Genomic DNA, 12,667 nt, shown 5'->3' with positions numbered 1-12,667 from the left:
ACAAAGCGTTGCAACCGCCGCGCCCATGCGTAGGAACCGCCGCATACCCATCCCCCTGCCCCGTGACCGGTGCAGGCTAGACCGGACCCGCGCCCCATGTCGACTGCCACCTCCCCGCTCGCCACGCCGTTTCCCGCGCTGCCGCCGATCGGGGGCGTGACGCTGCGCGTCGCGCGGGCGCGCTACAAGACATGGGACCGCTGCGACCTGACCTTCGTCACGCTGGCCGAGGGAACGAGCGTCGCGGGCGTGCTGACCAACAGCAAATGCCCCTCGCCCGAGGTGGAGTGGTGCCGCCGCGCGCTGGTGCTGGGCCATGCCCGCGCGCTGGTGGTGAATGCAGGCAACAGCAACGCCTTCACCGGCGACCGGGGCCGCGCCGCCGTGGAGGCGATCGCCGCGCGCACCGCGCAGGCGATGGGCTGCCAGCCCTCCGACGTGTTCGTCGCCTCCACGGGCGTGATCGGCGTGCCGCTGCCGATCGACAAGGCGGAGGCCGGGCTCGATGCCGCGTTCGTCGCCGAACCCTGCGGCTGGGAAGCGGCGGCGGAGACGATCGGCACCACCGACACCTTCACCAAGGGCGCGTTCACCACCGCGAAGGTCGGCGACCGGACCGTCAAGCTGGCGGGGATCATCAAGGGGTCGGGCATGATCGCGCCGGACATGGCGACGATGCTGGGCTTCGTCTTCACCGATGCGGCGGTCGATCCGGCGTTCCTGCAAGCCGCGCTGGAGGCGGCCAATCGCCGCACCTTCTCGTGCATCACGGTCGATGGCGACACCTCGACCAGCGACACGGTGCTGGCGTTTGCCACCGGGGCGGCGGGCAACGCCCCGATCGCATCGTTCGACGACGAGGGCGCGGACGCCTTTGCCGCCGCGCTTCACGACCTGTGCCGCCAGCTCGCGCATCTGGTGGTGCGCGACGGCGAGGGTGCGTCGAAGTTCATCGCCGTGACGGTCGAGGGCGCGACCAGCGACGGCAGTGCACACCGCGTCGCGATGAGCATCGCCAACTCGCCGCTGGTCAAGACCGCGATCGCGGGCGAGGACGCCAATTGGGGCCGCATCGTCATGGCCGTCGGCAAGGCGGGCGAACCGGCCGAGCGCGACAAGCTCGCCATCCGCTTCGGCACGACGCAGGTCGCGGAGGGCGGCCTGGCCGTCACCGGCTATGACGAAGCGCCGGTCTCTGAACATCTGAAGGGGCAGGAGATCGAGATCGGGGTGAACCTGCATCTGGGCGAAGGCACGGCCACGGTGTGGACCTGCGACCTGACGCACGGCTATATCTCGATCAACGCCGATTACCGGAGCTGACGCTCCGCAGCGTGGCGCTGCCCGGACCCGGGCAGCGCCACACGGGCCATCAGCCCAGTTCGCTTTCGAGCCACGCCTTCAGCTGGCTCTTGGGCCGTGCGCCGAGCAGGTCGGCGACCGGCTGGCCGTTCTTGAACAGCTTGAGCAGCGGGATCGACTGGACGCCCATCGACCCGGCGACTTCGGGGTTGGCCATGATGTCGACCTTGGCGATCGTCACCTTGTCGCCCAGTTCCTCCGAAATCTCCTCCAGCGCGGGGGCGATCATCTTGCACGGGCCGCACCAGTCCGCCCAGAAATCGACCAGCACCGGCTTGTCGGACTGCAGCACGTCGGCGGAAAAGCTGGTGTCGGTAACGGTCTTGGTCGGCATGGGGAAATCTCCTTTACGGCCCCGTATCTATGGACGGTTCGCCGCCACCTCAAGCATCCGCCGCGAAGCTTTGTTCCCCGGCCCCATAGCCCGGCTTGTGCCGCGCCAGCAGCGCGTCCGGCAGCACGAACAGCGTCGGTCCCGCCGTGTACAGCAGCGCCGCCTCGACCGCGTGGTCGGGAAAGATCACGCGCAGCGCGGCGGCATAGGCCGCCATCTGCTTGAGGTGATAGACCGGAATTTCGTCGATCCCGTCGGGAACGCGCCGCCCGGTCTTGAAATCGACCACCCGTACCCGGGTTTCGCCGATGCAGAGGCGATCGACGGTACCCGCCACCACGTCGCCGCCGGGCAGCGCCGCCGCGATCGGTGCCTCGGCCAGCGCGTCCGGCCCGAACAGGTCGGCGAAGGCGGGATCGTCGAGGATCGCCATCGCGTCGCGGGTCAGACGCCTGCGGAGCGCGGCATCGGCGATCCCCGCCGCCCCGGCCAGCCAGCGCTCCGCCGCTCCCGCACGCTCCTCGCGCGGCAGGTCGGGCAGCCGCTCGAACAACTGGTGGAGCAGCCGCCCGCGCTCCGCCGCGGCGCGCATCAGCGCGGTCGGCGGCGGGTCGGACACCTCGTCCTCGCCCAAGGCGGAAGGCGCGAGGGGGCGTGACGGGCGCGCCTCCTGCGGCGCGGCGGCGTGCAGCCACGCCGGGGGTGCGACAGGATCGGCAGGGGCCAAGGCGGAGCGTCCGCGCGGCTTGACCGGCCTGGCCGGTTCGCGCCCGGTGAACACCCGTTCGCCCTCCCCCGCCGCCACGCCCAGCCGGTCGAGCGCCGTCGCCGCCGCCGCATACCAGCTGAGGTCGGGCGGTACCCCGTCGCATTCCGCCGAGGGTGCGCCCGCGATCACCAGCCGCTCTTCGGCCCGGGTCGCCGCGACGTAGAACAGCCGCCAGTGTTCCTGCAACTCGCGCGCGTCGAGCGCCGCGACCACCGCGTCCACCGGCGTGCCCCGCTCGGTCTTGCGCGGGCGGAACACCGGGAAGGCGTCACCGCCATGATCCTCGGGCGCCCAGCGCACCATCGAACGCTGGCTGTTGGTCGGATCGATCGCGGAATCGGCCAGCAGCACCAAGGGCGCCTGCAACCCCTTCGAGCCATGCGCGGTCATCACCCGCACCGCCCCGCCCGATGCGCCCGCATCGCGCTTGATCTCCACCTCGCCCCGGTCGAACCATTCGACGAAACGTTGCAGCGAGGGCGTGGCGACATGCTCGAATGCCAGCGCGGCATTCAACAGTTCGTCGATCGGATCGCGTGCCTCCTCGCCCAGCCGCGCGACGAGCTTGCGCCGCCCGTCCAGCTCGCCCGACAGGATTTCCTCGAGGAAGCGATAGGGCGTGGTAAAGTCCGCCCGCCGCAGGATGCGCGACAGCGGCTCGACGGCATCGCTGTTCGTCTGCCGCAGATGCCGCCACAGGCTGCCGCCTTCGCGCAGTGCGCCGCGCAGCAGCTGTTCCTGAGTCCAGCCGATCAGCGGCGATACCAGCAGGTTGGCGAGGCTCAGGTCGTCCTCGGGCTGCAACGCAAAGCGGATCGCGGCCAGCAGATCCTGCACCGCCAGCGGCGCGTCGAGCCGCAGCCGGTCGACCCCCGCCACCGGCACGCCCTCCGCATACAGCCGTGCGACGATCAGCGACGCGAGGTCGCCGCGGCGCTTGACCAGCACCATGACGTCGCCCGGCTCCAGCATCCGCCCTTTGGACTCCAGCGGCAGCGTGCCGATCCAGCCCTTGATCGCCTTTGCGATCTGTCCGGCGATCTTGCGCGTGGCGTCGTCGATCCAGCCTTCCTCGCCCTCCGCCGGAGCCTCGACCACGGTCGGGGCCCACAGCGTCACGCTGCCCGGTCCCGGCACCTCGCTGTCGTGCGGTTCGGGAGTGGCGGTGCCCATCCCCTCGCCGGGCAGCGCGGCGATGGCGGCGTCGACGAATTCGAGCACCGGCCGCGTCGTGCGGAAACTATGGGTCAGCGACAGCGTGTCCAGCTCGCGCGCCGGGCCGACATAGTCGTCGGGCAGCTCGGCGCGTCGGGTGAAGTCGCGATGCGCCGCCTCGAAGAAGATCGGGTCGGTACCCTGGAAGCCGAAGATCGCCTGCTTGTAATCGCCGACGACGAACAGCGTCCGCATCCCCGCCGCGCGCACCGCGTCGCCGCTGAAATATTCCTCCACCAGCGACCGCACGATCGCCCATTGCTGCGGATTGGTGTCCTGCGCCTCGTCGATCAGGACATGCTCGGTGGTCTGGTCGAGCTTGAAGCGGACCCATTCGCCGATGCCCGGCTGTGCGAGCAGCGTCAGCGTCTCGCGGATCAGATCGTCGAAATCGACCCCGCCGATCCGCCGCTTGGCGCGGGCATAGCCATCGGCATAGGCCCGCCCCGCCTCCAGCGCACCCGCCAGCGCATCGGCATAGCCTGCCTGCCCGCGCAAGCCGATCAGCTCGCCCGCGCGGGTGCCGACCCCGGTGGCGAGTTCGTCATAGTCCGGCTCGGCGGCGAGCACCCTGGCCTTGGCGACCTTCAGCGTATCCTTCTGGGTGAAGAACATCGACCGGAGTTCGTCCAGCCGCTGCGCCCGGTCGTGGGGAATGCGCGCCAGCCAGCCGAGGATCGCCGCCGCCAGCTTGTCGCCGGTCGGCGTCCCCCATGCCCTGTTCGCGGCGGCCAGCCGTTCGAGCGCGTCGGTATCGAATTCGTCGTCGCTGCATGCCTCGGCAATCGCATCCTCGATATCACCGGTCGGCAGCGCGAAGGCGCGGCGCAGGAACGGCTGGATGCCGCTCGGCAGCCCGGCCATCGCCTGCGGCCATTTGGCACATTCGCGCAGGAACGCCTCCGCCGCGCCCTCGCCCATGCGCAGGCTCATCGCGGCGATCGCGTCGCCGATGCGGGTCGATCCGCCGCGCTGTTCCTCGACCAGCAGCTCGGCCAGCGCCTCGCGCGCCAGCCCCGCCTCCTCGCGCGCCTCGAGCGGGCGGAAGCCGGGCACCAGCCCCGCCTCGACCGGAAACCCCGCGAGCAGGCTCTGGCAGAAGCCGTGGATCGTCTGGATGCGCACCCCGCCGCCCGGCGCATCGAGCACGCGGGCGAACAATGCGCGGGCACGGGCCAGCAGCGCCTCGTCGTTCACGTCCTCGCCCAGCGCGAACAGGTCGAACTTCAATTCCTCGCGCGGCGCCCGCACCCAGCGCGCAAGACGGGTGGCGATCCGCTCGGCCATTTCCGCCGCGCCCGCCTTGGTAAAGGTCAGGCACAGGATCGCCGCCGGATCGACGCCGCGCAGCAGCAGGCGGAACACGCGGGCCGACAGCACGTGCGTCTTGCCGGTCCCCGCCGATGCCGACAGCCAGACATGGCGATGCGGATCGGACGCCGCCGCCTGATCGTCCTTCAGCCGCTGGAGCGCGCGGACCTCACTCACGGCCATACCATTCGTCGCGGCGCATCAGCTGGTCATATTCGGCATAGGGGGCATATTCGGGCACCAGCTTGGCGGTGAACGGCGCGTCGCCGGTCAGGAAGGTCGCGACGGCATCCTCGAAATGCTGCTTCGCCAGCGCGACGAATTCGGCGGTGGGCACCTTCCTGCCCTTCGATCCGTCGGGCGACACCGGCGAGCTCATCTTGCCGAAGCCGTCGCGGTCCTTGATGAGCGACCAATATTCAAACGCCGCCGCCGTGCCCGCCACCTTCGGAAACACGCCGCGCTCGGCCATCAGCCCCAGCAGCCCCAGTTGCAGGCTGTAGCCTGCCTTCACCGCCTTGGGACTGGGCGCCTTGCCGGTCTTGTAGTCGATGATGGCAAGGGTGCCGTCGGCGGCGCGGTCGATGCGGTCGGCCTTGCCCGACAGCTCGACCCCGGCGATCGGCAGCACGCCTGCCACCTCCACGCCGATCACGTCGCGCCCTTCGGCCAGCTTCTCCTGCGTGAAGCCCGCCACCCAGTCGATCGCCTCGCGCAGGCGCGGCACCCACAGCGCGCGCAGCAGCGGATGGATGCGCGGATCGTCGGACAGCGCATCGAGCCTGCGCCGCAGCTTCACCGGATCCAGCCCGTCCTCGCGCGCCCAATGTTCCAGCACGCCATGTACCGCCGTGCCGCGCCACGCCGCCGTCGGATCGGCATCCACCGCGTCGAGCGGCGACAGGCGCAGCATCCGCCGGGCGTAGAAGGCATAGGGGTCGGCCTTCAGCCGATCGACCTCGGTGACGGAAATGCGGCGCGGGCGCAGCGCGACCGCCGGCTGCGGCGCGGGTCGCCCGGCGGCGGCATAGCGCGCGGGCCGGTCGATCGCCCGCGCCCAGTCGCGCAGGTGGTTCGCCCGCTCCAGCCCGTCGTCCAGCGCCTGCAACCGCAGCCACAGCCGCGACGCGATGGTCGGCGCGGTCGCATCGCGCGCCGCCCGCGTCAATATCACCTCTCGCCCGCCCAGCGCCGTCGCGAAGTCGAACGCCGACAGCCCGATGCGCCGCTCCAGCCCGGCGAGCCCCAGCTCCTGCCGGATGCGCGGGGCGAGCCACGGATCGGGCGCGGGCAGCGCAGGCCACACCCCTTCGTTCAGCCCGCCGAGGATCATCAGGTCGGCGGTCTGCAACCGCGCCTCCAGCAATCCCAGGATCGCGAGGCGCGGGTGCGCGCCCTGCGCCGGGCGCACCGATGCCTCGTCGAGCAGCGTGCGCAGCAGCGCGGGGAGCGCCAGCGGCGCGACCGTCGGCGGCCCCTCGACGCTTCTGGCTTCCAGTTCGGCGATCAGTTCGGCGGCGCAGCGACCCTCGGGCCGCCGCCATGCCGCATCGCCCGCGAGCGCGCTCGCCGTCTCGCGCACCAGCGCCAGCAGTTCGGCGAGCGGCTGCGGCCCCTTCCCGAACCCGGTGGCGAGCGGTTCGAGGATCGGGCGCACCGTATCCCAGAACGGCAGTGCCGCCGCGCGCAGGCCCGCATCGCGCGGCTCGCCCTCGCGCAGGTGCCGGTCGATCCCCGCCAGCCCGGGTGCTGGCCGCGGCCCGCGCAGCACGCGGTCGAGCCGCCGCACCCCGTCGAGCCAGCCGATCCGGTCGTCGTCCTGGGCGACCAGCGGATGCTTGAGCAGCGCCAGCAGCGCGACCGGGGCGAAGCCTTGCGTTGCCGCCTCGACGATCGCCAGCAGCAGCGTGCCGGGCGCGAGCACCGCCAGCTTCTGCCCCGCCGAATCGTCGATGGTGATGTTCCACCGCGCCAGATGCGCCGCGACCCTTGCCGCCAGCATCCGGTCCGGCGTCACCAGCGCGGCGGTGCGCCCCGGCGTCTCCAGCGCCTCGCGCAGGGCGACGGCGATCGTCTGCGCCTCCTCCGCCGGGGTGGCGAGTTCGACCATGCGTACGCCCGACAGGCGGCGATCGGCGGCGGGAACGTCGATCCAGTGGTGGGTGCGCTCCGCCGGGGCCAGCGCGGTGGCGATGGCGCGGCTGCGCGTCGGGGTGGCGTCATGCTCGCTCGCCGCCTGCCAGCGTACGAAATCGTCGCGCGTCACCCGCATCCGGTCGAGCAGCAGCTTCAGGTGGAACTGCGGATGCGTCTCGATCGAGCGCTTCCGCCGCCCGGTGACGGGATCGGGGTCGTGCGGCCCGAGCGACTGCCACTCCTCCTCCGCCATCGCGGTGTCGAGGCCGGGCAGCACCACCATCCCCCGCTCCATCCCCGCGATACAGCGCAGCAGCTGCGCCACCGCAGGCGCGCTGGTGGTGATGCCCGCCGAACAGACGAAGCCCCTGGGCGGCGTGGCGGTCCAGCGCCTGCACAGCCGTTGCAGCAGCAGCGTGCGCCGCTCGGCCATGTCGATCCGCCCGCGCGCCGCCAGCTCGCCCGGCCAGCGATCGAGCACGATGCGGAACAGTTCGAGCGAGCGTTCCCAATGCGCCGACAGCGATTCGTCGAGCGCGATATCGTCCAGCGCGTGCGGCGACACCTCCTCGACCAGCAGCTGGTCGAGCGTGTGCGCGAGATCGCCCGCCAGCCGCACCGCCTCGCCGCCGTCGACCGAGCGACCGGCGCGGGCGCGCTCCTCCGACACCAGCCGGGCGAGGATCATGCGCCGCTCGAGCGGATCGATCGCGGGCGACACCGGATCGCCCATGTCGGCGGGATCGGCGAAGGCACCGGCGGCTTCCTCCACTTCCGGATCGCCGATCGCGACCAGCCGGGGGAGCAGCAGCCCGCCGCCGCTGGCGCGCACGAACGCCTCCTGCACCGTCCGCCTGGCACGGTTGGTCGGCACCAGCACGACACCCTGCGCCAGCCGCATCCGGTCCCCGCCGAACCGCCGGATCAGCCCGACCGCGAGCGCGTCGGCGAACGCCCGGTGGAGCGGGATGGTATAGAGGTTCATGCCGTGGCGGTCAGCCATCGGCGAGGACGGCCTCGGTAAAGGGAATCGCGGCAGGGGTGCCGACGTCGAACCACAGCCCCTGGTGCACCACGCCGAACGCGCGCCCCGCCTCGATCGCGCGGTTCCAGAACAGGTTGGTCGAGAACGCGCCCTCGGGCCAGTCGGCGATGAGGCGCGGCGACAGGATCTGGACCCCGGTGAACACGAACGGGGCGAGGCGACCGGGCTTGCGCCGCCCGGTGATGCGCCCCACCGCATCGATGTGGAAATCGCCCTGCCCCCGATGGCTCTGCGCCTGCGCCAGCGGCACCAGCAGCAGCAGCGCGTCCATCGCCGCATCGTCCCACAAATGGCTGAGCAACCGGATCGAATCGACCGGCCCGTCGACCCACAGATTGTCGCTGTTGACGCAGACGAACGGCTTGTCCCCGATCAGCTCGCGCGCCTTCACCAGCCCGCCGCCGGTTTCCAGCAGCTTGGCACGCTCGTCCGACACCGCGACCTCGATGCCCTTCACCCGGTGCTTCAGATGCGCTTCCATCGCATCGGCAAGGTAGTGGACGTTGACCACCGCACGCTTGACGCCCGCGCCGCGCAGCCGGTCGAACACATGGTCGATCAGCGGCTTGCCCGCCACCTCGACCAGCGGCTTGGGCCGCATCGCGGTCAGCGGGCGCATCCTTTTGCCCAGCCCCGCCGCCATCACCATCGCCGTCTCCGGCACCGGGGCGGTCGGGTTGGGGCGGATCGAACGGAGCGTGGTCATGCGAGTTCCTGCGGATCGCCGCGACGGTGCGGCGGGATATTGTCGTCGAACCAGCGCGCAAGGCCGGAGAGCGAGGGATGCGCCAGATCGCGCTCGATATAGCGCCATACGCGCGGGCACAGCGCGCCATAGCGCGGCTTGCCGTCGCGCCGCCACAGCCGCGTGAAGATGCCGAGGATCTTCGCATTCCGCTGCGCGCCGAACAGGTGGTAGGCTGCGTCGAACCCCTCGCCTACCCCGGTCGCCTGGACATAGCGGGCGAGCATCGTCGCCTCGATCACCGGCGGCACGTCGCGCCGCGCGTCCTGCAACAGCGACACGAGGTCGTAGGCGGGATGCCCGGCCAGCGCGTCCTGGAAATCGAGCAGCCCCAGCCGACCGTCGTCGAGCAGCATCAGGTTTTCGGCATGATAGTCGCGCAGCACCGTCACCACCGGCATCTCCGGCAGCGCGTCGAACGCCGCATTCCATGCCGCGCGATACCCCTCTGCATCGACCGCCAGCCCCAGCGCGTCGCAATACCATTCGATCAGCAGATCGGCCTCGCGCAGGATGAAGGCGCGGTCGTACGGCGGGACCGGCGCGGCCTCGTGCCGTTGCAGCCGCAGCAACTGGTCGACCGCCGCCGCATAGAGCCGCGCCTCGCTCTCAGGCGCGGCGTCCACCGTCTCGCGCAGCCGCATGTCGCCGAAATCCTCCAGCAGCATGAAGCCCTTGTCGGCATCGTCGGCAAGGATCGCAGGCGCGGCAAAGCCCCGCTCGGCCAGCCATTGCGCCATCTTCGCGAACTTGCGCGTATCCTCGGGCGGGGGCGCGTCCATCAGCACCGCGGTCCGCCCCGCCTCCACCACGCGGTAATAGCGGCGGAACGAGGCATCGACCGCCAGCGGCAGTATCTGCCCCGCGCCCCAGCCTGCGTGCGAGAGGAAAGCGGATGCCGCGTCGCGCGGGTTCAGGTCAGCGGCCATCGGCGTTCCCAAGCCTGCGGCACCCGCGCTGTCAAGATGCGCCCGCCGCCGTCGGCGAACGCCAGCGTCAGCCACAGCGCGTCGTGCCAATGGCTGTCGGGCAACCGCTCGGGCCATTCGACCAGCAGCGCCGCTTCGTCGCGCGCGTCGTCCAGCCCCAGTTCGTCTGCTTCGGCCGCATCCTCGATCCGGTAGAGATCGATGTGCAGCACCGGCAACGACACCTCGGGCGGATCGTACGGCTGGACGATCGCGAAGCTGGGCGACGGTGCTTCGCCGTCCAGCCCCAGCGCCGCCAGCACGCCGCGCGCGATGCTGGTCTTGCCCGCCCCCAGCGGCCCCGACAGCGCCACCACGTCACCCGCGCGCAATACCGCCGCAAGCCGCGCGCCGAACGCCTGCGCCGCCGCCTCGTCCGCCAGCAGCATCACGGCTCGCGCGGCAGGTCGATGGTGACGAGCGTCCCCACGCCCTTCTCCGACACCAGCTGGATCGTCCCGCCATGCGCCTCGACCGCCTGTCGCGCCAGCGGCAGGTCGAGGCTGAGCGCACGTTCGCCGACGCGGGTCGCGCCCGCCTGCGCGAACCGGTCGAAGGCGCGCGCCGCCGCATCCGCCGACATGCCGGGGCCGTCGTCGGACACCACGATCCGCACCCGCGCGGCATCGCCGTCGACGTGCAGCAGTACCCGCCCCCCGCTGCGCAGACCGGTGATCGCATGGTCGAGCAGATGGCCGATCGCCTGGCGCAGCCGCCGCGCGTCGCCCAGCATCACCCCGGCCGAGGGCATGATCTCCGTCGCCAGTTCGATCCCGCGCGCCGCGGCGCTGCCGCGCGCCGCGTCCGCCGCCTCGCTCGCGACCAGCTTCAGCGACACCGTCGCACGGGCGATCGGCGTCGTCTCATGCGCGGTCAGGTCGAGCGTGTCGTCGATCAGCCCGCTCAGCCGCTCGACCGATTCGAGGATCGCGTCGGTATAGCGCTGCCCGTCGTCACTGAGCGTACCGGCATAGCCGCCGTGCAGCATCTCGGCGAACCCCTTGATCGAGGTCAGCGGGGTGCGCAGTTCATAGCTCATCGAGGCGACGAACGCGGTCTTGACCCGGTCCGCCGCCTCCAGCGCCTCGTTGCGGTCGCGCAGCGCCTGTTCGACCCGGCGGCTGTCGGAAATGTCGAGCATCGTCAGCAACGCATTGCCGTCGGGCAGCGGCACCGCGCCGAATTCATAATGCCGCCCGTCCGCCATCGCGAAGCGGCCCGATCGCTGCATGCGCTGCTGCGTGGCGAAGCGGACCAGTTCGGGGATCAGCGATGCGCGGCCCGGATTGGCCAGCGTCTCTGCCACCCGCTCCGCCAGCGCATCGACGCGCGGGTGCGAATCGAGGAAGGCATCGTCCAGCCCCCACACCTGCCGGAACTTCGCGTTCCAGATCTGCAACCGGCCATCAGCGGCGAATACGCCCAGCGCCTCGAACAGATTGTCGAACGTCGCGGTCCGCACCCGCAGCAACGTGTCGCGCGCGCTGGCGAGTTGCACCTGTTCGGTGCGATCCTCGAAGATCAGCAGCAGCCCCCCTTCGGGCAGCGGCTGCGCGACGACGCGCAGGTGGGTGCCGCCCGGCAGGTGCCACTGCTCCTCGATCGCGCCCTCCGCCGCGCGGAACCAGTCGCGCCGCTCCGCCTTCCATCCGGGGAAGTCGCGTACCTCGGGCAGGCGCTTGGCCTCGCGCATGCGTTCCAGCACCCGGTCGAATTCGGGGCGGTCGGCCAGCCATTCGGGCCGCATCGCAAAGGTACGGCGGAACGGCTGGTTGCAGAATTCCAGCGTGCGGTCGGCCGAGAATTGCGCCACCCCCGCCGACAGCCGGTCGAGCATCGATCGCTGCGCATCGCGCGCCCGCTTGAGCCCGCCGCGCGCCTCCTCGATCTCGTGCACGTCGATCGCGAAGCCGCCGGTGCCGCCGTCGCGCAAGGGGGTGTCGTGCACCCGCAGCATCCGCCGCGCGCCGTTGATCGTCGCGGGCATGGCGGCGGCCTGCGGCTGGCCGGTGTCGCGCGCGATCGATGCGCTGGCCAGCGGCCCCCCCATCCCCACCCCGTCGACCAGCTCCACCTGCCGTCCGATGACCTCCGCCGCATCCGCCGCATCCACCGCGCGGACATAGGCCGTGTTCACCATCGCGAGGCGCAGCGTATCGTCGCGATACCACATCGGGATCGGCGCGGCCTCGATCAGGCTGGAAAGCGCCTCGAACGCCGCGCGATATTCCTCCGCCTCATGCCCCAGCGTCGCGATCTCGTCATGGAATTCGGTCGCGTCGAAGAACCAGACGAGCACCCCGCCCGGCGCGTTCAGCCTGGGCGGCGCACGGTCGCCGATCGCGAACAGCGAGCGGGCCGAACCGTTGGCGCGCACGACCGTGCGGAACGCGCGCCCGCCGCGCTGGGCCGCGGTGACCGCTTCGGTCAGCCGTTCGGCGCTGCCCGCCTCCAGCCCGCCGTCGCCCTGCGCGAGATCGCCCAGCATCACCGGCATCTCCGCCTGCCCCAGCCGGTCGGCCAGCGCACGGTCGAGGAACACCCGCCCGTCCGAACGGACCAGCATCGACAGGGCGGGCGAGGCGGCATGCTGCGCCGCCAATGCCTCGAACATCTGGCTGTCGCGCCGCGCCAGCCGCCGCGCGGCAAGCCCGCGGTGCATCATCCATCCACCGGCCGCGATCAGCAGCGCGATCAGCGCGCCGCACAGGATGGCGATGGTCGGGTCGATGACGATCAAGTGGCGGCTCCGCACAATGGCACCGGGAAACGGCACGCCCGT

At 71.4% G+C, this 12,667-nt stretch carries 8 protein-coding genes; 1 reads left to right on the top strand and 7 read right to left on the bottom strand.

Features of this window, described 5'->3' with window-relative positions:
• Window positions 1-96 precede the first annotated feature (96 nt).
• On the top strand, window positions 97-1,323 hold the full coding sequence (gene argJ, locus ABLE43_RS04465) for a bifunctional glutamate N-acetyltransferase/amino-acid acetyltransferase ArgJ (protein ID WP_348977276.1): 1,227 nt from the start codon (window positions 97-99) through the stop codon (window positions 1,321-1,323).
• 49 nt (window positions 1,324-1,372) lie between these two features.
• Here argJ and trxA read toward each other — a convergent pair whose 3' ends face one another.
• From trxA to ABLE43_RS04430, 7 genes are read right to left on the bottom strand one after another with little or no spacing between them, the layout of a single operon-like run.
• On the bottom strand, window positions 1,373-1,696 hold the full coding sequence (gene trxA, locus ABLE43_RS04460) for a thioredoxin (RefSeq protein WP_348977275.1): 324 nt from the start codon (window positions 1,694-1,696) through the stop codon (window positions 1,373-1,375).
• A 49-nt stretch (window positions 1,697-1,745) separates the two neighbouring features.
• Entirely contained in the window at window positions 1,746-5,174 is a 3,429-nt protein-coding gene (gene addA / locus ABLE43_RS04455; RefSeq protein ID WP_348977274.1) for a double-strand break repair helicase AddA, read from the bottom strand.
• On the bottom strand, window positions 5,161-8,130 hold the full coding sequence (addB, locus tag ABLE43_RS04450) for a double-strand break repair protein AddB (protein WP_348977273.1): 2,970 nt from the start codon (window positions 8,128-8,130) through the stop codon (window positions 5,161-5,163). The genes addA and addB overlap by 14 nt, the downstream gene beginning before the upstream one ends.
• Window positions 8,123-8,878 carry a nucleotidyltransferase family protein gene (locus ABLE43_RS04445; RefSeq protein ID WP_348977272.1) on the bottom strand — a complete coding sequence of 252 codons (756 nt, stop codon included), beginning with the start codon at window positions 8,876-8,878 and terminating at the stop codon, window positions 8,123-8,125. The genes addB and ABLE43_RS04445 overlap by 8 nt, the downstream gene beginning before the upstream one ends.
• Window positions 8,875-9,846 (bottom strand): aminoglycoside phosphotransferase family protein, encoded by a 972-nt coding sequence (locus tag ABLE43_RS04440; protein WP_348977271.1) that lies wholly within the window; start codon window positions 9,844-9,846, stop codon window positions 8,875-8,877. The genes ABLE43_RS04445 and ABLE43_RS04440 overlap by 4 nt, the downstream gene beginning before the upstream one ends.
• On the bottom strand, window positions 9,831-10,274 hold the full coding sequence (tsaE, locus tag ABLE43_RS04435) for a tRNA (adenosine(37)-N6)-threonylcarbamoyltransferase complex ATPase subunit type 1 TsaE (RefSeq protein WP_348977270.1): 444 nt from the start codon (window positions 10,272-10,274) through the stop codon (window positions 9,831-9,833). Before tsaE ends, ABLE43_RS04440 begins: the two co-directional genes overlap by 16 nt.
• Window positions 10,274-12,550 carry a sensor histidine kinase gene (locus ABLE43_RS04430; protein ID WP_348977464.1) on the bottom strand — a complete coding sequence of 759 codons (2,277 nt, stop codon included), beginning with the start codon at window positions 12,548-12,550 and terminating at the stop codon, window positions 10,274-10,276. The genes tsaE and ABLE43_RS04430 overlap by 1 nt, the downstream gene beginning before the upstream one ends.
• Between the last annotated feature and the right edge of the window lie 117 nt (window positions 12,551-12,667).

The sequence above is a fragment of the Sphingomonas silueang genome (assembly GCF_040049155.1).
Classification (GTDB): Bacteria; Pseudomonadota; Alphaproteobacteria; order Sphingomonadales; family Sphingomonadaceae; genus Sphingomonas; species Sphingomonas silueang.
This window is presented reverse-complemented; position numbering and strand designations above follow the sequence as displayed.